At 65.3% G+C, this 25,702-nt stretch carries 19 protein-coding genes and 1 pseudogene; 3 read left to right on the top strand and 17 right to left on the bottom strand.

Annotated features, from left to right (window positions below; genetic code table 11):
• Positions 1-17 precede the first annotated feature (17 nt).
• The 6 genes and pseudogenes from rlxS to EKM57_RS18200 form a co-directional block, all read right to left on the bottom strand.
• The gene (gene rlxS / locus EKM57_RS18220; protein WP_129793959.1) at positions 18-1,991 is read right to left on the bottom strand and encodes a relaxase/mobilization nuclease RlxS; all 1,974 of its coding nucleotides are present in this window, start codon (positions 1,989-1,991) and stop codon (positions 18-20) included.
• Between the two features lie 323 nt (positions 1,992-2,314).
• Positions 2,315-2,662 carry a hypothetical protein gene (locus EKM57_RS18215; RefSeq protein ID WP_129793958.1) on the bottom strand — a complete coding sequence of 116 codons (348 nt, stop codon included), beginning with the start codon at positions 2,660-2,662 and terminating at the stop codon, positions 2,315-2,317.
• A gap of 325 nt (positions 2,663-2,987) precedes the next feature.
• Positions 2,988-3,401 (bottom strand): single-stranded DNA-binding protein, encoded by a 414-nt coding sequence (locus EKM57_RS18210; RefSeq protein ID WP_129793957.1) that lies wholly within the window; start codon positions 3,399-3,401, stop codon positions 2,988-2,990.
• A gap of 308 nt (positions 3,402-3,709) precedes the next feature.
• Positions 3,710-3,994, bottom strand: a pseudogene (locus EKM57_RS18205) (nucleotidyltransferase); the annotation flags it as partial.
• Positions 3,933-4,085: a hypothetical protein gene (locus EKM57_RS21985; protein WP_165357532.1), complete on the bottom strand. Its 153-nt coding sequence runs from the start codon at positions 4,083-4,085 to the stop codon at positions 3,933-3,935. The gene EKM57_RS21985 and the pseudogene EKM57_RS18205, both read right to left, overlap by 62 nt.
• A gap of 68 nt (positions 4,086-4,153) precedes the next feature.
• Positions 4,154-5,869, bottom strand: a complete 1,716-nt coding sequence (locus tag EKM57_RS18200) for a gamma-glutamyltransferase (RefSeq protein WP_129793956.1) — start codon at positions 5,867-5,869, stop codon at positions 4,154-4,156.
• Between the two features lie 248 nt (positions 5,870-6,117).
• Here EKM57_RS18200 and EKM57_RS18195 point away from each other — a divergent pair, with 248 nt between their 5' ends.
• Entirely contained in the window at positions 6,118-7,104 is a 987-nt protein-coding gene (locus EKM57_RS18195; protein ID WP_129793955.1) for a dipeptidase, read from the top strand.
• 70 nt (positions 7,105-7,174) lie between these two features.
• Here EKM57_RS18195 and EKM57_RS18190 read toward each other — a convergent pair whose 3' ends face one another.
• From EKM57_RS18190 to EKM57_RS18165, 6 genes are all read right to left on the bottom strand, one after another.
• Positions 7,175-8,584 carry an MFS transporter gene (locus tag EKM57_RS18190; RefSeq protein WP_129793954.1) on the bottom strand — a complete coding sequence of 470 codons (1,410 nt, stop codon included), beginning with the start codon at positions 8,582-8,584 and terminating at the stop codon, positions 7,175-7,177.
• A gap of 202 nt (positions 8,585-8,786) precedes the next feature.
• Entirely contained in the window at positions 8,787-9,554 is a 768-nt protein-coding gene (locus tag EKM57_RS18185) for an alpha/beta fold hydrolase (protein WP_165357541.1), read from the bottom strand.
• A 284-nt stretch (positions 9,555-9,838) separates the two neighbouring features.
• Complete coding sequence (locus tag EKM57_RS18180) at positions 9,839-10,672, bottom strand: M55 family metallopeptidase (protein ID WP_165357540.1); 834 nt, start codon at positions 10,670-10,672, stop codon at positions 9,839-9,841.
• A complete protein-coding gene (locus EKM57_RS18175; RefSeq protein WP_129793951.1) occupies positions 10,665-11,012 on the bottom strand; it encodes a hypothetical protein in 348 nt (115 codons plus the stop codon). The genes EKM57_RS18180 and EKM57_RS18175 overlap by 8 nt, the downstream gene beginning before the upstream one ends.
• A complete protein-coding gene (locus tag EKM57_RS18170; RefSeq protein WP_129793950.1) occupies positions 11,009-13,345 on the bottom strand; it encodes an alpha/beta fold hydrolase in 2,337 nt (778 codons plus the stop codon). Before EKM57_RS18170 ends, EKM57_RS18175 begins: the two co-directional genes overlap by 4 nt.
• A gap of 100 nt (positions 13,346-13,445) precedes the next feature.
• Positions 13,446-15,572: a TonB-dependent receptor gene (locus EKM57_RS18165; RefSeq protein ID WP_129793949.1), complete on the bottom strand. Its 2,127-nt coding sequence runs from the start codon at positions 15,570-15,572 to the stop codon at positions 13,446-13,448.
• A 746-nt stretch (positions 15,573-16,318) separates the two neighbouring features.
• On the opposite strand from EKM57_RS18165, the gene EKM57_RS18160 reads away from it, so the two are divergent.
• Complete coding sequence (locus tag EKM57_RS18160; protein WP_165357539.1) at positions 16,319-18,469, top strand: TonB-dependent siderophore receptor; 2,151 nt, start codon at positions 16,319-16,321, stop codon at positions 18,467-18,469.
• Between the two features lie 200 nt (positions 18,470-18,669).
• On the top strand, positions 18,670-19,287 hold the full coding sequence (locus EKM57_RS18155) for a TetR/AcrR family transcriptional regulator (RefSeq protein ID WP_129793947.1): 618 nt from the start codon (positions 18,670-18,672) through the stop codon (positions 19,285-19,287).
• Positions 19,288-19,302: 15 nt separating this feature from the next.
• On the opposite strand, the gene EKM57_RS18150 is transcribed toward EKM57_RS18155, so the two are convergent.
• From EKM57_RS18150 to EKM57_RS18130, 5 genes are read right to left on the bottom strand one after another with little or no spacing between them, the layout of a single operon-like run.
• The gene (locus tag EKM57_RS18150) at positions 19,303-21,006 is read right to left on the bottom strand and encodes a gamma-glutamyltransferase (RefSeq protein ID WP_129793946.1); all 1,704 of its coding nucleotides are present in this window, start codon (positions 21,004-21,006) and stop codon (positions 19,303-19,305) included.
• Positions 21,007-21,029: 23 nt separating this feature from the next.
• Positions 21,030-21,872, bottom strand: a complete 843-nt coding sequence (gene purU, locus EKM57_RS18145) for a formyltetrahydrofolate deformylase (protein ID WP_256386913.1) — start codon at positions 21,870-21,872, stop codon at positions 21,030-21,032.
• Positions 21,869-22,444 (bottom strand): sarcosine oxidase subunit gamma, encoded by a 576-nt coding sequence (locus EKM57_RS18140; protein WP_129793945.1) that lies wholly within the window; start codon positions 22,442-22,444, stop codon positions 21,869-21,871. The genes purU and EKM57_RS18140 overlap by 4 nt, the downstream gene beginning before the upstream one ends.
• A complete protein-coding gene (locus tag EKM57_RS18135; RefSeq protein ID WP_129793944.1) occupies positions 22,437-25,364 on the bottom strand; it encodes a sarcosine oxidase subunit alpha family protein in 2,928 nt (975 codons plus the stop codon). Before EKM57_RS18135 ends, EKM57_RS18140 begins: the two co-directional genes overlap by 8 nt.
• A complete protein-coding gene (locus EKM57_RS18130; RefSeq protein ID WP_129793943.1) occupies positions 25,361-25,702 on the bottom strand; it encodes a sarcosine oxidase subunit delta in 342 nt (113 codons plus the stop codon). The genes EKM57_RS18135 and EKM57_RS18130 overlap by 4 nt, the downstream gene beginning before the upstream one ends.

The following is a 25,702-nucleotide window of genomic DNA, read 5'->3' as shown; positions in this document are numbered from 1 at the left end:
CCGCAGGTGCCCCCGGCTCACATGCCGATGCTGGGGCCTTGCCGCTCCCGTCCAATGGTCCAGCTGACCCCTCCGCCGCGCACAACCCCGGAGATCTCGCGCCCAATCTGCCGCTCCAGCACCGGCCGCCATGGTACCAGGCTGAACTCAAGCGAGTGCTCGACCAGCGCGAACTTGCGATCCCCGACCTGCACCGGCCCGCGGCATACCCCCTCCACATGATCGCCGATACCGTGCTCACGAAAGGCACGCCCGCTCTCGCGCCCGACCTTCGCCGCGGCAGCCCTGAGCTCCCGCCGCTCCAGCTGGTCCACCAGGTCGGACCTGAAGCGGTAATGCTCGCCATCGAGATCGATCAGCCGCTGCGCCGCCAGCCATTGCAGGCGCCGATCGATCGCCTTCCGAACTTCAGCCCCGAATCCGCGCCCGAGCTCCACCGGCTTCTCCGCAACGATCTCCCGGTCGAGCCAGGTCGCTCCGTCCCGCTCGGGCAGAAGATCAAGGCGGTCACCGCTGAGGAGCGTGACTGTGACGGGCATGCGGGCGCGAAGCCGCTGCTCGTGCGCCTCCACCCGCTCCTGGTGATCCGGCGGGATCTGCCAGTAGCCATCGACCTCTCGCTCGACAGGAAGCCCGCTGCGGCGAAGCGCTTCCAGCCGGCGGATATGCGCCGTAGCGAACGGCTCGGTCGCCGTGGGGTCACGGAACTGATGAAGCTCGACGCTGTACCAGCCCTTGCTGGCTTCGGCGATCGCCGCGATCGTCCGATCCACCTCCCGCACGCCCGCCTGCCGCGGCTCGACCTGGACGATCGCTCCCGGCCGCGCTTCGAGCATGCTCGCCCCGACATCCACATAGTGGGTCTGGCCATCCACACCGTCGATGATGAGGAACCGCCGATCGGCATGCTCGTCCGCGAGTCCGGACGCGACAAGCCGGCCGACAACCGGCCGCGCATCGGGTGCGTCCGGATCGTAGATCCCCTGATCCTGTGGCGCCCGCGGCTGCATCGCGACGCGGAGCGCGTGGTTCATCGTGCGAATGATATCGCCGCGCCGGCCCATCTCCCGCAGCGTCGTTTCCAGCTCCGGATCGAGCTTCCATCGGCCGCCCCGCTCCTCGCTCGCCAGGCCCATGGCGCCGAGCGTCCGCAGCCGAGCCGTCCGCAGGTCCTGCTCGACCCAGCTCCCGTGCCGCGGATCCACGAGCCCCTCGGCGTCCATCGACCTGATCAGCCGCCGGTCGATGCCGGTCAGCCGCTCCTGCTCGGCCTCCCGTAGGTCGGAGCGAAAGATCTCCCGCTCGGTCCGCGGCCCCAGGTCCAGGTTGACTAGCTCGGCGGCGCGCTCGCGCAGCCCCTGCGTCAGGTACTCGCGTGCGATGATCAGGTCCTTGCCCCGATCGTCCTTCCCGCGGACGATCACGTGGCTGTGCGGGTGGCCCGTGTTGAAGTGATCGACAGCGACCCAGTCGAGCTTCGTCCCGAGGTCTTTCTCCGCCTGGGCCATGAAGCGGCGGACGAGCGGCTTCAGGTCGTCATATTCCGAGCCGTCCTCCGGCGCGACGATGAAACGGAACTGGTGGCGGTCTCCGGCGCCGCGAGCGACGAACTCCTTGCCGTTCAACCGATCCTCCCGCTCCGAATAGAGCGCGCCGCGCTCCCCTTCGCGTGTTGTCCCGTCCCGCTGCAGGTAGCGCATGTGCGCCGTGGCCCGCGCGAGCCCCTTCCGGCCCAGCTTCACGATGCTGGCCTTCACCACCACGCGCCGCGCCGCGCGGCCCCTGTGCCTTGGTCCGCTCGACAGCACACGGCCGACCCCAGCACCGCGGCCGATGCGGCTTCCGTCGAACTTCCGAGCGCCGCCGCGCGCCGTCGGTCCGCCGGCGAGCTGCGCCGCCTGCCGGATACGGTTCGCGAACCTCTTGCCGCTCCCGCGACCGCGATCACCGATGCGGCCGAGCCAGAGTTCGAAGTCGTCTTCCTGGGCCATGGCAAGGAGATGAGGCGAGGCTGCGAAGCAGCTTCAAGGTCCTCCACAATGCGCCGCAGAAAACCGCCACTTCTTGAGCAAGTGGAGGCATGCGCCCCCGCATGCCTCCACAAAAAACGATGTGCAGACGCCACATTCAGGGCCTCAGGGAGGCACTGCTTTAATCTTGCCTTCCCCTGCTCCTTCTGTCTCCCTACCGCATATTCTTTCCAGGACGTCTCACCCCCAGCACCACCGATCGCGGGCAAAGCTGCATCCGAGCCAATAAAAAGAAAGCGGGAGCGACGCTGCCGCGCCGCCCCCGCAAGAGCCATTTGGAGCGATCATCGCGCCCGAACAAGTTCGAATTCAGCCTCTCCGCGGCACTCGAAAGGCCGCTTCCAGAGCAGCTCCACCGCCGCTCCTTCGCCATCGACCAGGCACAATCCGACGTACCAGCGGCCATCCAGAACGCTCAGAATCGAGATCCGCGAGAGCTCCTGGGACGCATCTCCATCGTCGAAATCCCAGCTGATCTGCTGACCCAGGTACCGCTCTCGGACCCTCGCCTCCCATAGGAAGTCGACGGCTTCAGCCTCGATAATCCGCGCGGCCAGAACCGCCCCGAACTCCGCCCGAAGCGCGTGCACCGCGGCATCACACCCCCGCCCGATCGTCGAAATCATGTTCATCGGATGTCTCCTTCAGCATCGTCTTCCGATCGAAGACGGCGCCTGCGGAGCGAGCGGCGGAGCGGCTGTCAGGGCCGCCGAAGGCGCCGCGAAGCGGGGCGCGGGGGAGCCGATTTGCGAAGCAAATTGGGGGCACCGCGCAGCCTTGATCAGCCGCTTCGCCGCCCGCCACACTGGGTCTCTACGAGACGAGCCCCCCTCCCCCCGCAGCCTCTCCTCCCGCATCACAATGCACGAGCCGGAGAGCCTCTCGGCGGTGGGATGACAGGATGATTGAGCACGGAAAAGGCCCCGGCGGCCGAAGCCGCCGGGGCGACCGATGACCTCAGAACGGCACGTCGTCGTCCAGATCCTGCTGCGGCTCGGAGCCGCCGGACGAACTGTTCTGCCGGGCTCGGCTCAAGAACTGGACGTCCTCGGCGATGATCTCGCAGCCGTAGCGCTCGATGCCGTCGCGGTCGGTCCAGCGGGTGTAGTGGAGCCTGCCGCGGACTGAGACGAGCATGCCCTTGGTCGCGTGCTGGGCGATGATCCTGCCGAGGCCGTTAAAGCACGTCACGCGGTGCCACTCGGTGTCCTTGGCGGTGAAGCCGCTCGCATCCTTGTAGGTCTTGCCCTCGCTGTCGCGCTTCGGACGGCTCGTGCCGAGGCTGAAGGAGGCGATGTCGGTGCCGCTGTTGGCGCTGCGGAGCTCGGGGTCGGCGCCCAGGTTGCCGACGAGAAGAACGGTGTTGGTCATGGCTGAAATCTCCTGTCCTGTCGCCGGGACCACCCCGTCGACAGCCCGGAAAAAGGCGCGGCGAATGCGGCGGAGCGCACCGGAGGCGCAGCCGCAGGGGAACCTAAGGCCCTAGGCCGGCGCGGGCAGCCCGAAGGGCAACACGGGCCGTAGGGCCGCGGGTTGCGCCCCGCCGCAGCCGTGCCAGAAGGGCTGACGAAAGGAGATGGGTGTGGCCCGGTGGACGGCTACGGGAGAGCCGAACGTGACCAGAAGACGGTGCGCTCGCGCTCCTGACGATCGGCTCACCGCCGTCCGAAATCAGGGGATCAAGCGGCCTTCGCCTGCGCCTCGAGCATAGCGATCCGCTCGGAACAGATCACGTGGACGGCCTGCCCGAGCTCTTCCACGCGCTCACCGAGCCAAGCAAATTCCTCTTCACTGATGCGGTAGTGGCGGGAGTATCGCGCCTTTACGTAGGCGGCTTTCAGCTTCTCAAAAAGGTGTCTGTCGCGGCGGCTATCCTGCGACCAGATGTGCACCACCCGGCGATCAATCCGCTCGGCCTGCGTGCGTAGGAACGCCAGATTGTGGACGTGCGGCGTGTAACAGGTCGGCCTTGGACTCAATGTCCGACAGGAGCTGCCGCGCCTTCTTGCGCGGCTGGAAATCCGCCGCCAGCTGATCGATCAAGATCACCGCCATCTGTCAAACTCCATTCGAGACGTCTCTTGCGCCATGTGTGCGACGCCCGTGCTGCGCGAAAGGTTCGCTCAGGCAATCGCGGTGGCTTGCCCGTTCGTATAGCTTGGCGAGATTGCGCTGAGCATGCCGGTGTCCGGATCGCGCTGGACGGCGACCCACAACCCTTGCGCGAAACGCGCCTCGGCCGGCGAGATGGCCTTGATCTCGACGCCGGTGGCATCGAGCAGCTCGCTGGGAAATTCCCCGTCGATGACACGCAGGGTCAATTCGCGCTGGCTGCCGTCCGGCGAAATCGGCAGCAACAGGCGCGGAGCGTTGGCGGCCTGCTCGACCGTCATGCCGAAGTCGATCACGTTCAGCAGCGATTGCGTCGTCTGATAATGAAGGCCGACGCCCATCGACGACCAAGCGATTTCGGGACGGCCGTCCTTCAGCACCAGGCCGACCTCGATCGGGTTCGGCAATTGCGTGCCGGGCGGCGTCGCCGCAACCATCGACTGCATGTAGGAGGCCGGATCACCGACCGACACGCCATCGACGACGATCGCCGTCTTGCCCCAAATAAGACAATTGATCGAATGACACAGCGCAGCCATGTTGCCGTCGGCGTCGATGGCGACGACGACGTCGGAATGCGTGCCCCTCGGTATCAAACGGATCGGCGACCCCTCCTCCAGACGCGACCACAAGGCAGCGGCATGGTCGCGCGTGAGGCGCGAGGTACGGCTCATGTCGATGCCGGGGAAGGCGGCCTGCTGCTCCTCGGGGCTGTCGTAGCGCATGCCGCCCATCGCCGCGCAGCATTTGGCGAGGCAGACCAGGCTCTCGGCAGATGTCGACCAGTGACCGATCTCCCGGATGCCGGCCGCTTCGGTCAAGTTCAAGGATTCGATCAGGTTGACGGAGCCTTCGCAGGGCTCGCCGAGCAAGGCGAGCGTATAGCCCTGCCGCTCGATTGTCACCGGGTCGGACCAGATCGGCTGATAGGCTGCCAGGTCCTCGAGCGTCATCTTGCCGCCGTCGCGCTGCACAGCCTCGACACAGCGCGCGGCCCAAGCGCCGGTATACATGTAGTCGGCGCCCTCGCTCGCCACGCGCCGCAGCGTTTCGGCAAGCGCGGGCTGACGGAACTTATCGCCCTCACCATAGGGCCTGCCATCCGCCTTGAAGAACACCGCCCGCGTCTCGGGAAGCCGGGCGAGATCGTCCTTGCGGACGTCGATATAGCGGGCCAGCCCGGGCGGGACCGTAAAGCCGTCTTCCGCCAGCTCGATCGCGGCATCGAACAGGCGCGCGAAGCGCAGCTTGCCGTAGCGGCGGTGTGCGGCCTCGAGCCCGCGCATGAAACCGCCGACCATCGCGGTACGGCCCGACGGCTCGCTGTCGCCGATCATATTGGCCATGCCATCGCCGGCGGGGTTGATCTTTCCGGGGATCGATAGCGCGTCGGTTTCGCCGCGCACCGTGTTCCAGCCGGCGTTGAGCGAGGTCGTCTCGCCGCTCGCTGCGTCATGATGCATCAGCGCGAGAATGCCGAAAGCGCTGATAACCGCCCCGCCGCCGAGAACGATCTGGGCAAGCGCGGCGCTCATCACCGCGTCCACTGCCGAACCGCCCTGCCTAAGCGCTTCCTCGCCCACTCGCGCCGCTAGGCCGTTGAGGGCGGTGGAGACCGCGCCGCGCGTGCCTGTTGCCGACGGGTTACCCGGCAGGGCGGCCTGCTGGATGCTCCAGAAGCGTTCACGATCAGCGTCAGACCATGCCGATGGGGCCAGTGTCGTCAATTTCCATCCCTTCCTGATTGCCAAGCCGTGTGCTCCGCCCCGAGCCACGCCGGCACGGACCACCTAGAAAGAAGTGCACAAAGTGCCACGCAAGGCCGCGGCAGGCGCCCGCGTAACAATCCGCCGCTGACAAAACACTTTTGGACGATCACGAAAGGATGGCGCTTAAGCCGATCCGAGCAAGGGTGTAATCCCGTGGAATATCGGCCAACGCCTGGCCGCAGGTCTACCACGGAACGAGTGCAAGAATGGACGCCAAGGCACTGCTTCGATCAAGTCTGGTCTGGGACAATCACGGCTGCCTGCCGCTGCGCCCTCTGGACGAGGCATTCCTGCCGCAGCTCGAACTCTACAGGTCGAGCGGGATCGACGTTGCGATGATCAACATCGGCTTCGGCGAACAGGGAGTTGAGGATCATGTCCGGATGCTCGCCCACTTTCGGCGGTGGATCTCGGCCCGACCCAATGAGTATCTGCTGATCGAAACGGTCGAGGATATCGATCGTGCCCGCGCTACCGGACGGCTCGCCATCGGCTTTGACATCGAAGGGGCCAACGGCATCGCCGATCAGATCAGCCTGATCTCACTTTATTACGATCTTGGCGTTCGCTGGATGCTGATGGCCTATAATCGCAACAATCGCGTCGGCGGTGGCTGTCAGGACGATGACCAGGGCCTCACCGCCTTCGGCCGCGACGTGCTCGATGAAATGGCACGGGTCGGAATGGTCGCATGCTGCACCCATACCGGATACCGGACGGTGCGGGATGTGATGGACTATTCCAAAAATCCAGTGATCTTTTCACATTCGAACCCGCGCGCGGTCTACGACCACCCGCGCAACGTGCCCGATGATCTCCTGCGGCGATGCGCGGAGAGCGGCGGCGTCGTCTGCCCCAACGGCATCGGCATTTTCCTGGGGAATAACGACAGCTCGACGGACACCTATTTTCGCCACATGGATCACGTCGTGCAGCTGCTCGGTGCCGATCATGTCGGCATCGGCCTCGACTACGTCTTCGACCTTGCCGAGCTCGGCGACTACGTGGTCGAGATGAAGGGGACCTTCCCGGACGGGCTGGGATATGAAGTCGGCGCGGGCCTGCGATGCGTCTCCCCCTCCCAGATCGAGAAGCTTGTCGAGCTGCAGATCAAGGCCGGCTATGCTGAGGGCGACATTCAGAAAATCCTGGGCGGAAACCTGCTACGCGTGGCCAAAGCAGTCTGGAAATAGTCTTCCAGGTCGCCAATGTACCACTCGGACGGCAAGTCCGTGTCAGGGCCGATTTTGCCTTGGACAGGCGTCAGGCAGGCTCGGACATCGCCCGCACTCTATTGACCGTCGCCAGAATCTGCTTTTCCGCGAGGCGGAGGGTGATCGAGGCAATGAAGAAAGCGGGCGCGCAGATGACCACGGCGGCCTTGATGAGCCCGCCGCGCCCCGTGAACACATGATCCGACAGCAGGCCCACCGCGATAGGGCTGGTGACGTGGAACAACGTCGCGACCACCATCGAGATCGCGAACACCCTTCCTCTTAGGGTACCGGGAGCGAGGTTCTGCAGCAGGGTCGGCATCAGTGAATTGCCGCCCACGCCGACTCCCATCAGGATCGTCGCGATTAGGAAAATCTCCTCCGGAGACCGAGCGAGCAGATAGAGCGGCGAAAGCAGCGCGTAGATCATATAGCCGATATGCGACAGTCGGATGGGGGTTTTGTCGCCCCACTTCGATCTCAGGTATTTTGCAATCACGGCGACAATCGCGAGCCCGCCGACGCTACCGACGATGAACGTGCTACCCAGGCCCGCGCCGACTGCGCCCGCCGAAAGGCCGAAGTCGCGCATCAAGATGACCGGCAGCCATATCAGGACGGAATAAGCGCCCAGCAGCGCCAGGCCGTACGGCGCGAACACACCCAGAATCGCCTTCCAGTTGAGCACGAGGTGGGGCAGCAATTGCGGCTTTGCCTGAGGCAGGGTTTCTGCATCGTGGAACTCTGCGGCCGCGTCTTCAGGCAGAGGTACCAGAACCTGTGACGTCTGCGCGGCATCCTGCGGGGTAAGGATCGGCGGTTTGGCTTTCACGAGCGCGGCGCGGCGATTCATGCGGATCGCCGCGACGGCGAGTGCGAGGAACGGCCCGGGTATAGCAACGACGAAGAAGACTAGCCGCCAGGTTTCTCCCGCGGCGAGATCGGCGGGGAACATCGGAGCGAACAACCCAATATTGTCGATGACGGCCCCCGCGATGGCAATGCCGGCGCCGGAACCGAGGATCGTCGCGGAATAAAAGATGAAGTTGGCGGTCATCCGCTGCCGCTCCGGAAACAGGTCCGGGATCATCGCGAAGACGATCGGCGAAACGCCCGACTCCCCCGCCGCCAGCAGGGCGACGAAGAACAGCAGGCTCCAATAGCTGTTCGCCAGACCGCAGGCTGCGATCGCGACAGACCAGATCAGGATGCAGCATACCAGAAGCAGTCGCCGGTCAATCCTATCCGCCAGCCAGCCTAGCGGCACCACCGCGATCGCGGAGAAGAGCGCCGCGCCCAGCCCCTGCAGGCTGCCGATTTGCGTATCGCTGAGATCAAGCGCGGTCTTCAGCGGCTGAGCCAGCAGCATCAACACTTGGCGATCCATGACCGAGTACAACACGGTCACCGAAACAATTGCGAGGGCATACCAGGCGGAGAGAGGGGCGCGTTTCTGCATGAAATGTCCACAAGCCACGGCATTGTGGCGTTCGAAGACTGGAGCCGCGGGAGCAATCCGTTCAAGCAGGATCGCCCTCGCACCGACGCGCGCAAAAGAGATTTAGCCGAACGCGAAAGTCCCGTGGGAACCGATTACGGCATTCCCACCCAGAGGGGTGCGAGGTGCTCAGCCGTCACACGCCTGGCCCAGCGACGATCGGTCAGGCGGGCGACAGCCCCTTACGAAAGAAGTGGCGCACGACGGGCAGCGATGCCGATGCCTGCGCCGTGCTGAGATGGTCCCCGCCTTCGATCCACTCGATCTGCCACCCCATGGCCTTCAAATCCGGTTCGGCCTCACGCAGCCTGGCTGCCAGCGGAATGTCGACGCCGTGCGCGGGTACGCCGACGTCGGCCGTGCCCATATAGGTCATGCATGGCATACGGAGCTTCGTCACTTCCGCCCGCTCCGGCCAGTCGGCCAGCGGCCCGTAGAAGCCCACGGCGGACCAGAGCAGCTTCGGATCCATGCCGGCGGCACCTTCCGATGCCGTCGCCATCCGGGTCGTGATCTCCACCATTTCCCGATAGGGCGCGCGCAGCGGCGGGAAGCCGCCCACGGCCAGGGCCGATACACGCGTGCTCCGGCACGCGACCTGGAGGCCGATCGCACCGCCATAGCTGTAGCCGACCCAGCCGAAACGCTCCACGCCGGCGGCGTCGGCAATGCGGTCATATTCTTCGGCCGCGACGTCGGGCGTGAAGTCCAGTCCGAGGGGGTTTCCGGTTCGCCCGAACCCGCGTGGATAATCGGCGACGATCAGGAAGAATTCGTCCCTCAGCCCATCGATCCACCGGCTGGTATCGTCCTCCTCCGTTCGGCCAAGAGACGCATAGAAATGCGGCCCCAGGAGCAGGGCCGGGCAGGACGGATCACCATGGGTTGCGAACCAGATCTCCGTTCCGTCAGCGACTCTCACGCTCTTCATGGATTCCTCCGTCGGAGCCGCGGTCACATCCCGCCCCTTCGATGCGAATGCGATACTCTTCCACCACATTCGCGAGCCCCCGCTGCGACATTGCCGCATACTCGCTTGTGGATGCCGGTCCTTGGCCTTCGGCGAAGGTCCCTACGGCGATCACGCCGATGGTGAGGCGAGAGCCGTCCCCATCGCGTTCCCCGCAGGCACGTGACCAGCAACGGCGCCGGTGAATATGTATTCCCGCAGGGCGATACGTTAAGCTCAGACCCAGCTAGTACGTCCGTCTTCATCTAGTACGGGGTCTGGCCGTTGGGCATGTACGACATGACGAAGCCGATGAAGCCCCGCACCTCCTGCATCGCCTTGAAGCGCGCTTTAACGGTGTAAGCGTCGGTGCGCTCGAGCCAGGGGAGATAGCCGAGCAACTCCGCCGCGACCTGTGAAGTCATTTCGACCTCCACCTCGAACGGCGGTTCGACCTTGAATGGCTGGCCATACGGTTGTGCGAAGGCGCGAGCGGCCGCCTTCTTGAGCGCCTCGCACGCCTGGCGGGGCGGCAGCGACATCGCCGAACGGAACCCGAAGGATTGTTTGGTGGTGTGGAGGACGGCGTCGGGCGCGTAGCGGCGCGCGTCCTCCAGGGTCTGCCGGTCGCCCGAAACGAACAGGACCGGCTTGCCGAACTCTCCTGCAACCGCCGCGTTGATATAGCCCTCGGATGCGAGTACGCCGTTCAACCGCACCGAGCGTAGTGCGGCACCGGAAAAACTGTGCGCGAGGATGCTATCGGGCGTGCCGGCCGCGCTGTGATAGCCGATGAAGGCGCAGGCATCGACGCTCGGATCATCGATCATCTGCATCTGAAACATCGGTCGCGGCGACGAACGGACAAGCTGGATATTGTCGATCAGCTGATCGGGATCGACATTGTGCGAATTGCCATGCCCGTCCACGGCGATTACCTCGGCATAGCCCGCGTCGAACGCGGCTTCCGCTACGGCGTTGAGCTCGGCAGTCATCCAGCGGCGATAGGCGGTATATTCCCAGCCCGTGGGCATTAGCGACACGGCGGACGCGACGCCTGCAACGCCCTCCATGTCGACGGAAACGAAAAGCCTACGCATTGCCATTCTCCAATAGAGGTCGTTCGTTTGCCTGATCATGGTCGGCGCGCTGCAGTCCTATGCAGCGATCCCGTCGGCTGCGCGCCGATACTGTCGAGCTGATGTATCTTACCGGTCGCAGCCTCGTAATTGAGCATAGCGACGAGACCGGCAGGGTTGGCATGTACGGTTCGACCGCCGCCTGAACCATGGCGACAACGGCGTCGGCCGCGTTTCCGCCCCCGTTCAGGATCTTCATCATCGTCTCGGTGACGATCGCATTGTCGATGACGGCCGCCTTCAGCCCCGTGACCGAAGTCTTGGGACCGCAATTATCGATGTAGCTGCTCTTGTCGGTCATGCGTCCGTCCTGTGATCGGCCTGCGCCGCGCCTCCCCCGATCGAGTAATTGAGGGGGGGCTCCTCACCCATCAGATGCTCGACGAAATAATCCCACATCCGGCGGACCAGATACGGCTCCGCCGTCAAAGCGTGCATCCGGTTGGGGAGGTAGAGCAGGTCGTAGCTGCGATTGGCGCGATTGAGCGCATCGCAAAATTGCAGCGTGATGGCGGGAAAGGCGTTCTCGTCCATGTCGCCATAGACAAGCATCAACTTACCCCGGAGATTACCGGCGAGAAGGTTGTTGTCGAGCGCCTGGAAATTGCGCGGGACGGCACGGTGGTCGGGCTTAACCCCCAAGCCTTCGCCATAATCGGGCGCTTCCGTGATGGTGGTGATGCTGCGGTAGATGGCGTGCAGGTTGTAGATGCCCGCCGAGGAGACAGCCACCTTGAAGATATCCGGGTAGCGCAGGATGGCGCGGGCGGAGGTGTAACCGCCGAAGCTGTGGCCGTAGATGCCGATGCGGTTGCGATCGAGAGTCAGATCGCGATCGCACAGCTGGCGCAGCACCGCCGCGTGATCGTCGACGCATGTATCGGCAAAGGCGCGGTGGCCGGCGTCGTGGAATGCCTTGGAACGCAATGGCGTACCGCGGCCATCGACCGTTATCACGGCAAATCCCAATGAGGCGAAGGCGCTGCGGCCGTAAGCGCCGACCGGGCGCCGTGCGGCCGGAAAGTTGCGGGGCGTCACGGTCATCTGCGGCCCGCCGTAGATCGCGTCGATCACCGGCGCCGGGTCGTCGGACTGCCCGTGAGGCCGATAGAGGACGCCATAAAGATCGGTCATGCCGTCGGCGGCCTTGGCGACGAAGGGCTCGGGCGGGCGCCAGCCGGTCGCCAGCAGGGCGCTCGCATCGGCGGTCTCAAGCGTGCGAACGATCGCGCCGTCCTCCGCCGAGCGCAGCACCGAGACGCTGGGCGACGAAACGGTGGAATAGGTGTCGATCAGCAGGCGACTGTCCGGGGACAGCATCGCCGGCGGCGTAGCGGCGCCGAGCAGGAGCGCGATCATAGCGGTCGGCGCGCCGTTCAGCATATGGTCCGCTTCCTCCGGCGTCAGCAGGGTCAGGTCGCTTCCGTCGAGGTCGACGCGGTAAACGCGCCGGAGATAAGGGTCGCCGCCCTCCCGGCCTGACGCGGTGAAGAATATCCGGCCGCCCGCCTCGTCGACCTTGAGGATGTCGCGCACGACCCAATCGCCCGATGTGAGCGCATGGACGAGCGCTCCGCTCTCGAGGTCGTAGCGGTAGAGATGGCCGAAGCCGGTCCGCTGCGAATACCAGATTGCTTCCCCGCCGCCGCCGAGGATGCGGATATTGGGCTGCGCGTAGAGTTCGGAGCCGAGATTGATGAAGCCCTCGACCCGCTCGGCAATGAGAGTGCGGACGGCTCCGCTCGTCACGTCAACTTCCATCAGCCGCGCCTCGCGCGCGCCGTGGAGCGCGGCAGCGAAGAACAGGCGTCGATTGCCGGCCGCCCAGGCGATCGGCTCGATCGACAGAATTTCCGAGGACAACTCGGCGGGAAGGTCGAATGGGATTCGCCGCCCGGTCGCCACCTCAATGCCTGAGGCGCTGAAGATCGGGTTCGGCTCGCCGGTGAGGGGCTGACGGATGTGATAGGCCTTGGGCCTGAAGCCGCCGTCCTGGGGCACCGACTCAAGGAACGGGTAAGGCTCGATATGGCGCTCGTCGAGCCGGCCGCCGACGACGAAGGCGCCGTCGGGCGACCAGGACCAGCCGAAGGGCGGGAAGCGCAAGCCGCTGCGCTGGCGCACCACGGCGAGGAGCCCGGCATCCGGGTATTTTCCCCAGGCGAAGTCCGATTGCCCGTCATCTGTCAGCCGCCGCTCGCCCCTCTCCCCGACGAGGTAGAGGTCGTGATCACGCGCGATGAGGCCGTGGCTCTTGTCCGGCGACAGCAGGACGTCAGGTTGCGGCGCTTCGATCGCGCCGAGGTCGGTGACGACGCTTTCCGCGAACCGCCAGCGGTGATTGCCGGCGGTGAGAATGACGACGCCGTCCCCCGTGATCTCCTCGACCGCGAGCGACCATGGGTCGACCGGGGCATCCGTGGCGGCGCCCATCGCCGCGGCCACCGCTGCATGATCGAAGGCGGGGCCTGCCCGCTCTCCAGTCACCAGCACATATTCGCCCCCGTCCGGGCGCTGCCGCCGATACCAGAAGTCGCGGTCGTTAAACCAGTGCGGGTGAATGCTCTCGTTGAGCACGAGCGGCGCGAGGTTCGCGTCGAGCATCGCTTCGGCCGCGCGATAACGGTCGATCATTTCTGCAACTGGGCTGCCAACGCTCACCACGACGATCCCGGAAATTTCAGAAAAAAGGCGGCGTCACGAGCAAACCGTGACGCCGCGTTGCGGCTTGCTCTCAAAACCGCGTGCTGGCGCTGATACCGAGCGTGCGCGGCCGTTGCTCGATATTGTCGGCAATCGCGCCGTAGGGCCCGATCAGGATCGGGGCATCTTCGTTGAAGAGGTTGGACGCGAAGGCAGTCAGCTCGATCGCGCCCAAGGCAACCCCGACCCGGAGGTTTACGAGATCACGCTTCGGCCGCTCGCTGATGATACCGGCGCCGCCGAACGAACGGACGGTGATTTGACCGCGCCCGGCATGCTGATAGTCGATCCGGAAGATACCCGTGACATCATCGCCGAGTTCAGGGCGATAGTCGAGCGACGCTGAGTAGGACAGCCGGGCCGCGCCGTCGACCGGATCCCCCCTCAGCTTGTCGTTCGTGTTCGTTTTGTACTCCATGTTGTTCCAGCCGAACGTAGCACTGAGGCTCAGCGCGTTCGTCGGACGCGCCGTCGCGGAAAAGTCGACGCCCCATCCGGTGACACGGCCCGAATTGGTGGTGAACGCCGTAGGGCTTCCCGGCGCGGAGGTCACCGTCTGCACCCGCGTCCAGATGTTGCGGTAGACGCTGGCGTCGAGCACGAGCCGGTTGTCAGCCAGCGAGACCCTACCGCCGCCTTCATAGGTCCAAATGACGTCCGGCTCGTATGTCGGCGGAACGACGACCCCGCCGGCAAGCCCCGCCGAAGTCAGGTTGAAACCACCGCTGCGGAACCCCTTGGCGACGCTCCCGTAAAACAATGCGTCACGCGAGAATTGGTAGCTCAGGTTGAAACGCGGGTTGAACGAGTTGAACTTGCCGTCGTTCAAGTCTGTGATGGGTGTTCCGAAACTGATCTGGTCGACACGCCGCCGTTTGTGCTCCTCGTAGTAACGTGCTCCGACGGTAGCGGTCAGCGCCGGCAGGATTTCATAGCCAAGTTCGCCGTAGACGGCATAGGAGGTATTCCGGCTGGGTCCGCTGGCGGACAGCAGGACGAAAGGCAATGTGCCGGGCGCCGTCGACGTCGCCTGCAACAGATCCTGCTTCAAATTACGGTAGGTAGCGCCGATGGCGTAGGTGAGCGGGCCGCTGCCCTGCGAAGCGAGTCGCAGCTCGGCATTGTAGATCTTGAAATCGGACGCGGTGCTGAGCGGGACCGCGGTAATGAACCCCGGAGGGCCGAGCACCGGCAACAAGCTCGTGAGCAGGCCCGTGATATCGAGGACGTTGGTGTTGCGACGATCGATATAGCCGCCGATGCCCGTCAGCGTCGCGAAGTCGAGGTCGTAGCTCGCCTTGGCTTGGATGAAGGTCATGCGATCGACGATCGGGGTCGGGACGCGATCCGTCGTCGTGCCGTCGACGCCGAAATTCTCGCTGTCCTGCCTCGACTTCTGATATAGGCCGAGCAACGAGAAATCGAAGCGATCAGTCGGATTTATGCGAAGCGTTCCGCGGACCGAGAACAGGTCGGCCTCGTTGATGTTCCGCTCGCCGGTAAGGGCCCTGTCGATCCAGCCGCCCCGGCGCTCATAGTTCGCGGCGACCCGCACGCCGACCACATCGGTGACGACCGGCAGATTGATCGCACCGCTCAGCACGTAATTGCCGGCGCCGCCCCTGGTATCCGACCATTCGCCGTCGAGCCATCCGCTCACGCTGCCCAGATTGGGCGCTGCCGGGATGTAGCGAATGACGCCGCCCATCGAGCCTTCGCCATACAGCGTCGCCTGCGGACCGCGCAGCACTTCGACACGCTCCAAGTCCAACAGTTTGACGCTGGGATCCAAGCCGGCATTGATCGTGGTCAGCGGCGTTTCGTCATAATAGATACCGACCGTCGCCGCGCCGCTGATGTTGGAAACGCCGCGCAGCTGCGTCGAACTCGCGCCGACGCCATAGCCGTACGTGGACAGGCCCGGCACAGAATATTGCAGTTCCTCGAGCAGCTCCGAATTGCGCGCCTGGATATCCCTAGCGGTTACGGCGCTGATCGACATCGGCACGTCCTGGAGCCGCTGCTCGTACCGCTGAGCGGTCACGACGATGTCGTTGGGGGTTTCAAGCTCCTCCTCGGCGGCCGTCGTGGTTTGCGCGTGGGCGATGCCCGGCAGAAAGGCGACGCTCGCCAGCCAGAAGATTGCTTTCGTTTTCATTCCCCCGCTCCTACTTGCGTCTGTTTGCTTTTCCCCGGCCGAGTGGCTTCCAGCATAATGGCGGCGGCCGGGCCGGAGGCGCGCTTGGAGCACTCCTTCTTGGCCGATCCGCTGCTTTCGCCTGGTGGAATCACTCGGTCATGTTCCGCTCTATGGCACCACTGCCCATGCAAGCCTGCATGAAATGGAGGCGTTCCGTCGCCTGATCTTTCAGAGATGAGGCTGCCGTATCCCGCTAGTCAATCCGGGAACCGCCCGGCCGGACGCGCTCGAAAGCAATTCGGCGAAATACGAAAGTAGCTGCCGATTCGGGCTGAAACACGCGAACGATGGCCGCTCATCTTAGCGATCAGGGAGGCTCGATCTGCGCAATCGCGCACTGTCGCTTAGCTAATGGAGAAAGCAGGCTTCGAGGCGACGGCGATCCCGGGCATGCGAGCTCCGGTCACAAAGACTGTGGCGCCTCTGTAACACATTTGGAGAAAGCGATCATCGCCGAAATCGCCAATATCATACAGAGTTGTATGATTTTCGAAACTGGGCCATTCTCGCCGGCTAGCGAACGAGGTTGAACCTTCGTCGTCTTGCACTGGGTAGCGAAAACCTTGGCTGGCGGCGAACCTTGAGCGGAGAGGCAGTCCATGCAGTATCGTATTTTAAGCGCTTGCAGCGTTGTTGCACTCGCGGCGGCGGCCGCATCGCCTGCTTGGGCGCAGACCGGGCCTTCTCAGACGGCCGACGAGAGCGTGCCGGAGTTAGCCGAAGGCGACTCGGCCACCGAGGAGGCGACCAGCGCCGAGATCATCGTCACCGCCAACAGGCGGGAACAGCGCCTGCAGGATGTCCCCGCCTCCATTAGCGCGCTGACGTCCGAGAAGATCGAGAATCTCGGCATCACCGACGTTGCCGATTATGCGGCGCTGGTTCCCGGCTTCGCATACCGCACAAGCGGGGCGCCCGGCACCGGAGCGGTGATCCTGCGCGGGCTCAACACCGGCAACTACCAGACCAATGCCACTGCGGCATATTATATCGACGACACGCCGTTCACCGCGAGCGGCCTGCTGTCGTACGGCGGCATATTGACGCCCGACCCGGACCTTTCCGATCTCGAGCGGATCGAGGTTCTCAAAGGACCTCAAGGCACCCTTTACGGCGCCTCCAGCCTCGGCGGTCTGGTTCGCTTGATCTCGAAGAAGCCGGACCTCGATACGTTCAGCGGCTCGCTTCGCGTCGATGTTTCCGACGTGGACGGCGGCCAGATGGGCTATGGCGGACGGGCCTCGCTCAACGTTCCCCTGGTCACCGATACGGTCGGCCTGCGCGTGACGGGCACGGCCCGGCACATCCCCGGCTATACCGACAACCTCCTCACCGGCACCGAGAACGTGAACCAAGGCGAAAGCTATGGCGCGCGCGCCTCGCTGCTCGTCCGGGCGACGCCGGACCTGGATATCGAGGTCGGTGGTCTCTACCAGTCGACCAAGACCACCGGCTTGAACGCGACGCTGGCGGTCACCGACACACTGACGCCGCGCTTCGATCGTTTCGAATACCGTTCCTTCTTCGACACCGGCGTCGACCTTGAATATTATACCACCAACCTCAGTGTCCGGTACGGGACGTCGCTGGGCGATTTCGCGCTGAACGGCAGCTACGGCCACTATGACGTCGCCATCTATACGGACTATACCAACGCCTATAACGTCCTGCTGCCCTTCCCATCCGCCCTGCCCGGCTTCGCCAGCCCCAGCATGGACAAGTACAATGCCGAGGCGCGCTTCGCCTCCCGTCGGATCGGCCCAGTCGAGTTCATCGCCGGCCTGTTCTACACGAAGGAAGACACGGCCTATCCGGTGGACCTCCAGGTCTTCGACCCTACGACCCGGGAACGGCTCCCCGCGCCCTACAGCTCGCTGGTCCGCAACGAGACCGAGGGCACGTTCGAGGAATATGCGGGCTATACAAACGTCACCGTCTACCTGGCCGACGAGTTCGACGTCACCGGCGGCATCCGCTACAGCAAGAACGACCAGCGATATCAGTCGCGTCCGGGAATCAACGTCTTTGTGCCCACGCCGGGACGCACCATCGAGGACGAGGACAGCGCCACCACCTATGTCGCCTCTGCGCGCTGGCGCCCGACCGACAATTTGACCGCCTATGTCCGGGCGGCCAGCGGCTACCGCCCAGGCGGCCCCGCCAACACCTCCAACCCGACGCTGCCGCAGAGCGTCGATCCGGACACCGTGTGGAGCTACGAAGCGGGCGTGAAGGCGTCGACCGCCGACCGCCGCTTCTCGGCAGACCTTGCGGCCTATCGGACCGACTGGACCAACATCCAGCTTAACTCGCTCGTCAACGGGCTGCTCGCCTTGCTCAACGCCGGCAAGGCGAAGGTCGAAGGCATCGAGCTCGAGCTCAATGCGCGTCCGGTGGACGGCCTGGTGCTCGGCGCAAGCGCGGCGCACACGTCCGCCAAGCTCACCGAGATCGACGCCGGCGTGACCGCCGCGATCGGCGCGGTCGAGGGCGACCGGCTTCCGCTGACGCCGAAGTTCGCCGGCGCGCTGCTCGCAGACTATACCTTCTCCGTCGGCGGAACCGAGATGTCGGTGGGCGCGACGGCGAAGCATACCGGCGAGCGAATCAGCTCATTCCCTGGCTCCACCAACAACCCGGGGCAGGAGCTGCCCAGCTTCACTTCGTTCGACCTGCGCACCAGCGCCGTGCTCGGCGAATTCAACGTCCAGCTCCGCGCCGACAACATCTTCAACTCGCACGGCATCCAGACCGCGACGAGCCTCAAGGTGCTGCCGGGACAGGCCGGCACCGACACGCTCCTGTATTACATCCAGCCGCGAACGATAACGCTGTCCGTCGGTTACAATTTCTAGTTCCAGAAGACCTCCCGATCCGTTCCAACGCTCTCCCGCTCCCTCCGACGCGAAGGAGGAGCGGGAGAGGCTTCGGCGCCGCCATTGTCTCCGGCGCCCTTCACGGACGCAGAGCGGCTTTGTTGCTCCGGCCGAAATGTGACATTGTGCGGCAGGTCACCCGTCCCATATTGCCCGAACGAGCAGGACATCAGACGCGCATGGTTGGACGCACACCGAAGAACACCCAGCAGGACTGGATCGAGGCCGCGCAGCGCACGCTTGTAGATGAGGGGATAGCTGGGCTGAAGGTCGATCGCCTGGCCAACCGCCTCGGCGTTACGCGCGGCGGGTTCTACCATAATTTCAAGGACCGGGACGAGTTCCTCGATTGCATCATCCGCCATTGGGAGAAAAGCTGCCGCTTCCTGCCGAGCGACCCGCCGCCTGCCAGGGGGCCCGACGCGATCGGATGGTTCAACCGCGCCATTGACCGGCTGATCGAGTCTGACGGTTACGACTATCGATTCGACCTGGCCGTGCGTGAGTGGGCCCGGGCCGACAAGCGTGCCGAATGGGCTGTCGAGCGCGCCGACCGCGAGCGGCTGGTCACTCTGCAGAAGTTCTTCGAGGCGATCGGCTACGACCGCGAGCATGCCGCGATCAGGGCGCGGGTCTTCTATTACCACCAGATCGGCTATTACGCGATGGGCGTGCGGGAGAGCATCCCCGAGCGCCGCCGCAACGCGCAGCTCTACATCGACATCCTGTGCGGCGAGGAAGCGCTCGCGGCGGTCCGGTCCGTCGCAGAGAAGCAGCGCAAGGCCCGCGCCGGCTGACGGCTACGGCCGGACCTACTCCCGGATGCCGTCGGCCACAGCCGTGCGGCGCGGATCGGCGACGGCCGTCAGCATGCCCGATGCCTCATCGCGCGCGATCACCGAGAAGCTACCCATGTGGAAGTCGTAGGCGGGCGTGACGCCCACCCGCACGCCCAGCTTGTAGAGATCCTCCACCACGCCCGGCCGGAGACGGTCCTCGATCACCACGCCCTTGTTCTCCGTCATCGGCAGCATGCGCGGCGCGTCGACCGCGGCATAGGGGTCGAGCTTGAAGTCGAGCAGGTAGGTCAGCACCTGCGGCAGGGTGCAGTGGATGTTACCGGGCGATCCGGCCGAGAAGACCGGTTTGCCGTCCTTCAGCACCAATGTGTTGCCCATGATCGAGCGGCTCTTGGCGCCCTTCAGCAGCGTCGCATCCATCGGGCTCTGGAGGTGTCCGAAGGTGGCGTGGCTGCCCACCATGGGAATGCCGCCGACGACCTGACCTGGAATGCCCGAGCCCTGGAGCGTGTCCATGAACTGACACCAATTGCCCTCGGCATCGACCACGGCGATTTCGCAACTGCCCGACGGCTGCTTGTCCTCGGTCTTCACCAGCCGCGGTCGGGCCCCGCCCCCGCTGAACGCCGACATCAGGTCGCCACCGGCGGACGATCCGTCGCCCGCGAGCCTGATATGCTCGGACAGGTCAACCTTAGGCCGGGTGCCGCGGACGAGCCTTGCGAGATGCGCGTGATAGTCGTCGTCGAGCACCGCCTCGCGCGGGACTTCGAAGAACTGGTCGTCTGCGGCATATTCCCAATGCCGCGCACCCTGGCGGAGCGCATGGCCCATCGCCCACCAATGCTCCGCGGAGCCTGGCTCCATGTCCCGGATGCCGAGATGCTTCAGCACGCCCATCGCGACGGCGGTGAAGAAGCCCTGCGCCTGAGGCGGGCCGAGGCACACCACCTCATATTCGTTGTGGCGGAACCGCAGCGGGTCGATCCAGCGCGGCGGCGTCTCGGTCATGTGGCCCAGCGTGACCTTCCAGCCTAGCGCGTTGCCCCTCGCGACGAACGCCTCCGCCCAGGGGCCGGTGATCATGTGATCGGGACCGTTGTCGCGCACGCCGCGCAGCGTGTCGGCCATGCCCGGCGGCGTGAAGATGTCGCCGACGTTCGGGAAATAGCCTTCGGGCTGAAAGAAGTCGCGCCCTTCCGGGAAGTAGGTGATGAACTTCTCGACGAAGACGTTGACGCCGTATTCGAAGGTGGACACGGGATGCCCCGTCTCCGCCCAGTGCACGGCGTCCTCGCACAGGGCAGACCACGCCTTGGTCGCAAACCGCTCGTGAATCGCCTTCAGGCCGGGCATGAAGCCGGGGATGATCGCCGAGGGCGGCGAGGCGGCATAGGGCCCCATGCCCGGCGGTACCGGCCGGAACGGCGACAGGCCCGACGGGTGGCCGCCGAGGCTGTCCAGCTGGTGGATGATCCCCGTCTTCGCCTCGTAATAGAGCATGGTGACGAGGCCGGCATGGTTGGTCATGAACGGCTCGACCGCCGCCTGCACCATGGCACCGGCGATCACCGCATCGGCCGCGTTGCCGCCGTCCTCCAGCACCTTCATCATCGTCTCGGTGACGATCGCATTGTCGGTCGTGACGGCGGCCTTCAATCCCTCGGCCGCCGTCTTCGGCCCCGGATTCACGATATACTTAGCCATGTCGGCCATGATGCTCTCCTGCTTCGGCGGGCTCACAGCACCACCGTCTTGTTCCCGTTCTCGAAAATGCGATGCTCGGCATACCAGCGCACGGCGCGCGACAGGACCGAGGCCTCGATCTCGCGGCCGATCGCCACCATCTCGTCGGCGATGGTGGCATGGCTGACGCGGCGGACGTCCTGCTCGATGATCGGCCCTTCATCGAGGTCGGGCGACACGAAGTGCGCCGTCGCGCCGATGATCTTCACCCCGCGTGCGTGGGCCTGGTGATAGGGCTTGGCGCCCTTGAAGCTGGGCAGGAAGCTATGGTGGATGTTGATGCAGCGCCCGGCGAGCTGCGCCGAGAAGCCGTCCGACAGGATCTGCATGTAGCGCGCGAGGACGACGAGGTCGGCGCCGCTCTCCTCGACGATCGACAGGAAGCGGGCTTCCTGCGCCTCCTTGCCCTCGCTCATCGGCAGGTGATGGTACGGAAGGCCGTGCCATTCGACGATCCTGCGCATCGCCTCATGGTTGGAGACCACGCCGACGATGTCGATCGGCAGCTGGCCGATCTCCTTCTTGTGGATGATGTCGACCAGGCAATGGCCGAATTTCGAGACGGCGAGCAGGACCGGGATGCGGCGGGCGAGGTCGTGCAGCTCCCAGTCGAGCGCCAGCTCGGCAGCGACCGGGGCGAAGACCTCGGCCAGAGCGTCGCGGCCGAGCGGGCTGGTCAGGGCCATGCGCAGAAAGAAGCGGCCCGTGTCGTCGTCGCCATAGACTTCGGCTTCGCGAATGTCGCAGCCGCGTGCGGCGAGGGCCTGGTTGACGGTCGCCATGATCCCGGCCCGGTCTGGTGCGCGAAACTTCAGGACGAGATTGGAGATCGTCACGGCGCGGCCCCCGTGGTCGTCGCGTCGAGCAGGCGCTCGGCATAAGCGGCCATCGTCTGGTCGAAGATCAGCCTGAAGCAGGGCGCGCCATCCCGGTCGGGCCTGCGGCTGATGAACACGCCCGTATCGGAGAAGGTCGACCTTTTGGCCGCGCCGACCGGCATCTCCTTGTCGGAGAGATCGAGTGGGCAGTGGGCGGCGAGCACGTTGCGCGCGCCAACGCCGCTCAACTCGAACGCGGCGCGCGCGTGGGTGATGTCGACCATCAGGCCAAGATTGCCGGCCACGTTGTCGCAGCGCTGACGGACGCGCTCCACATCCTCCTCGGGGCCCGTCACCAGCCATTCGCCCGGTGCAAGCCACGCGCAGGCCACCGGTTCCGGCTCGATCTCACGCAAGGGCGCAGGCGCGGCGATACCGAGTGCCTCCTCGAACCAGAAGTCGGGATCGCTGCCGAGGACCTGGAGCTTGGCGATGCCGAGCCGCGGCTCCACGGCCAAGCGAACGCCCGCGCCCTCACGCGCGAAGCCGCTCGCGGCGTCGCGCGCCAGATGAAAGGCGCTGTCAGACATCGAGCCGTTCTCCTGCCGGATCGTAGAAACGCGGCTCAACGATCCGCGCCAGCCGGCTTTTACCGACGTCCCAGACCTTGACGGTCTCACCGATCCGCGCCTCGCCGCGCTCGATCAGCGCCATGGCCACCGGGCGGCGAAGCGTCGGCGAGAGCACCGAGGAGGTGACCCAGCCCTGCGTGGCGCGAGGCCCTGCGCCATCGCCAGCGAGGACGTGCGCGCCGGTCTCGATCGCGTCGCCGCCATCAAGAACCTCCAGCCCGACGAGCTGCCTTCGATCGGGGCGTAAGCCCTCCGGGGTCATGGTGGAGCGACGGCCGATGAAGTCGTCCGGCTTCTTCGCCATGCTGGAACCGAATCCGACATCCTGCGGCATGGTCGTGCCGTCGGTGTCGGAACCGACGTGCAGGAAGCCCTTCTCGATGCGCATCGCCATCAGCGCCTCGACACCGAACGGTGTGATGCCGTGGGGCTGGCCGGCGCGCATGAAAGCGTCCCACAGGGCGCGACCATATTGCCAGGGCACGGCGACCTCATAGGACAGCTCGCCCGAGAAGCTCACCCGCTGGATCCGGCATCTGACGCCGCCGACCTGGCCCTCGCGATAGGCCATGTGCGGGAAGGATTCGCGCGAAAGGTCGATGTCCGTCCCCACCGCCGCCAGCACCTCACGCGCCTTGGGACCGGCGACGTTCACCACCGCCCAGGCGGTCGTCACGTTCTCGACCAGCACCTTCAAGTCGACCCATTCGCACTGCAGCCATTCCTGAAGGATGTCCGTGATCGCCGCGGCGTGGCCGCTCGTCGTTCCCACCAGGAAATGATTGTCGGCGACCCTCGCGAAGACCCCGTCGTCATAGACGATCCCGTGCTCGCTCAGCATCAGGCCGTAGCGGCAGCGGCCGACCTTGAGGTTGCGAACGCCGTTCACATAGACCCGCTGCAGGAATTCGGCGGCATCGGGCCCCTTCACCTCGATCTTGCCGAGCGGGGATGCATCAAAGAGGCCGACGCTGCTGCGCACGGCCAGCACCTCTCGCGTCACTGCCGCATGCTCGTCTTCGCCGGCGCGCGGGAAGAAGGCGGCACGCAGCCACGAACCGTGATTTTCCATCTGCGCACCCGCCGCGACGGCCGAGGCGTGGGCGGCGGTCGTCGCGAGCGGCATCAGGTTGTCACCCACCGCGCGCCCCGCAAATCCGCCGATCGTCACCGGATCGAACGGCGGGCGGAACTTGGTCGTGCCGACCGCCTGCGGCCGGGCGCCGATCAGGTTCGCCAGGATGTGAATCCCCGTCACGTTCGAAGTCTTGCCCTGGTCCGACGCCATGCCGAGGGTCGTGTAGCGCTTGAGATGTTCGACGGACCGGAAGTTCTCCCGCGCGGCAAGCTGCACATCGCCGGCGGTGACATCGTTCTGATAGTCTACCCATGCCTTGGCCGCACGCGTGTCGCCGTTCGCGAAATGGCGGGTGGGGCCGACCGGGATCGGGCACGGAGCCGCTACGTCCTCGCCTCGCCCGGCTGCCCAGCCGCTGACGATGGCAGTGTCGAGATCGAAGATGCCCGCCGCCGCACCGATGTTCACCGCGGCCTGGGCGGACTTGCTCGGCAGGAATGCTCCGAGCGCCTCATCGAATGCCAGCGACCCGCCCGACTGCGAATGAAGATGGACCACCGGATTCCAGCCGCTCGACATGAGGATCGTATCGCAATCCATGGTTCGCAGCGTCCTGCCGCTTGCAGCATGGCCGATAGTCACGCCCTTAACCCGCCGGCGGCCCTTGGCCTTGATCGGCGCGCCGCCAATGATCATCGGAATCCCGCGTGCAGTTGCTTCCGCCGCCGCGCCGCTGCCCTCCGACCGCGAGTCGACGATGGCTGCGATCTCGACGCCAGCGTCGTGCAACGCGCAGGTGGCGTGATAGGCACTGTCGTTGTTCGTGGCGACCAGGACGCGTCGACCCGGCGCGACGCCGAAGCGCAGCGCATAGGTGAGCGCAGCCGATGCGAGCATGATACCCGGCAGATCGTTCCCCGCGAACGATATCGGCCGTTCGAACGCGCCGGTCGCCAGGATCACGCGCTTGGCGCGCACCTTCCAGAGCCGCTGCCGTGGCCCGCGACGCTTGCCCGGCGGCAGATGGTCCGTTAGCCGCTCGCAGAGGCCGACGAGACCATGATCGTAGAAACCGAATGCCATGGTGCGGTTCATGACCGTCACATTCGAGCGCTTCCGGAGCGCGAACAGGACTGCGTCGCGCCAGGCCAGCGGCTCCGTTCCGTCGATCGCGGCCGTCTCCGCTAGGAGACCGCCGCCGAGCTCGGAATCGGACTCGACGAGCAGAACGGTCTCACCCGCCTCACTGGCAGCCGCAGCAGCGGCCAGCCCCGCGGCCCCCGAACCGACAACCAGAACGTCGGTGTGCGCGAAGCGATGCTCGTACGTGTCGGGATCGGCGGCCCCAGGCGCCTTGCCCAAGCCGGCTGCCTTTCGGATCGACGGCTCGAACGCGTGCCAGTTCGGCCACATGAAGGTCTTGTAGTAGAAGGCCGCGGGAATGAATCGCTTGAACAGGCTGTTGACGGCCATCAGGTCAAAGTCGACGCCGGGCTTCACGTTGACCGAATTGGCGATCAGCCCCTCATAAAGCTCGATCTGCGTCGCCTTGACGTTGGGCACCGTCGTCGCGCCCGTCTCGAGCTGGACGATGCCGTTCGGTTCCTCAAGTCCGGCCGCGATCAGCCCACGCGGGCGGTGATATTTGAAGCTTCGGCCGATGATGGAAATCCCGTTCGCCATCAGCGCAGAGGCGAGCGTGTCGCCAGGGTGGCCGTGAAGCGTCCGCCCGCCCCAGGTGAAGGCGATCCGATTGCCGCGATCGATGCGGCCGCCGGCGTCGAGGCGCCGGCCGCTCACGCGGCTCCCCCCATGGCCGTCCCGGGTGTCATGGACGGATCGCCCACCGGCGCCCCCGTATCGTCGGGCAGCGGACAGGGCTCCGTCATCTTGTACACCGCAAGTACTTGATGCGTGACGGTATTGCGCGCGACGTTGAACCAGCGGCGGCAGCCGGCGGCATGCAGCCAGCGCTCCCGGTGCTCGCCCTTCAGGTTCTTGCGATTGTAGAGATAGTCTGCCCATTGCGCGTCCGACACCTCGGCGTGGGGGCCGGGCCGCCGGATATGGCTCTCGCCGCCGTAGCGGAACTCGATCTCCGCCCGCGGGCCGCAATAGGGACATTCGAGAAGCAGCAT

The sequence above is a fragment of the Sphingosinicella sp. CPCC 101087 genome (genome assembly GCF_004151485.1).
In the GTDB taxonomy this organism is placed as follows: domain Bacteria; phylum Pseudomonadota; class Alphaproteobacteria; order Sphingomonadales; family Sphingomonadaceae; genus Allosphingosinicella.
The sequence above is the reverse complement of the archived record's forward strand: the minus strand, read 5'-3'. Positions and strand labels throughout refer to the sequence as shown.

What these genes read in the sequence shown, in the direction of transcription:
- rlxS (WP_129793959.1), bottom strand. Translation starts at nt 1,991, where the DNA reads ATGGCCCAGGAAGACGACTTCGAACTCTGGCTCGGCCGCATCGGTGAT.
- EKM57_RS18215 (WP_129793958.1), bottom strand. Translation starts at nt 2,662, where the DNA reads ATGAACATGATTTCGACGATCGGGCGGGGGTGTGATGCCGCGGTGCAC.
- EKM57_RS18210 (WP_129793957.1), bottom strand. Translation starts at nt 3,401, where the DNA reads ATGACCAACACCGTTCTTCTCGTCGGCAACCTGGGCGCCGACCCCGAG.
- EKM57_RS21985 (WP_165357532.1), bottom strand. Translation starts at nt 4,085, where the DNA reads ATGGCGGTGATCTTGATCGATCAGCTGGCGGCGGATTTCCAGCCGCGC.
- EKM57_RS18195 (WP_129793955.1), top strand. Translation starts at nt 6,118, where the DNA reads ATGGACGCCAAGGCACTGCTTCGATCAAGTCTGGTCTGGGACAATCAC.
- EKM57_RS18190 (WP_129793954.1), bottom strand. Translation starts at nt 8,584, where the DNA reads ATGCAGAAACGCGCCCCTCTCTCCGCCTGGTATGCCCTCGCAATTGTT.
- EKM57_RS18185 (WP_165357541.1), bottom strand. Translation starts at nt 9,554, where the DNA reads ATGAAGAGCGTGAGAGTCGCTGACGGAACGGAGATCTGGTTCGCAACC.
- EKM57_RS18180 (WP_165357540.1), bottom strand. Translation starts at nt 10,672, where the DNA reads ATGCGTAGGCTTTTCGTTTCCGTCGACATGGAGGGCGTTGCAGGCGTC.
- EKM57_RS18175 (WP_129793951.1), bottom strand. Translation starts at nt 11,012, where the DNA reads ATGACCGACAAGAGCAGCTACATCGATAATTGCGGTCCCAAGACTTCG.
- EKM57_RS18170 (WP_129793950.1), bottom strand. Translation starts at nt 13,345, where the DNA reads ATGATCGACCGTTATCGCGCGGCCGAAGCGATGCTCGACGCGAACCTC.
- EKM57_RS18165 (WP_129793949.1), bottom strand. Translation starts at nt 15,572, where the DNA reads ATGAAAACGAAAGCAATCTTCTGGCTGGCGAGCGTCGCCTTTCTGCCG.
- EKM57_RS18155 (WP_129793947.1), top strand. Translation starts at nt 18,670, where the DNA reads ATGGTTGGACGCACACCGAAGAACACCCAGCAGGACTGGATCGAGGCC.
- EKM57_RS18150 (WP_129793946.1), bottom strand. Translation starts at nt 21,006, where the DNA reads ATGGCCGACATGGCTAAGTATATCGTGAATCCGGGGCCGAAGACGGCG.
- EKM57_RS18140 (WP_129793945.1), bottom strand. Translation starts at nt 22,444, where the DNA reads ATGTCTGACAGCGCCTTTCATCTGGCGCGCGACGCCGCGAGCGGCTTC.
- EKM57_RS18130 (WP_129793943.1), bottom strand. Translation starts at nt 25,702, where the DNA reads ATGCTGCTTCTCGAATGTCCCTATTGCGGCCCGCGGGCGGAGATCGAG.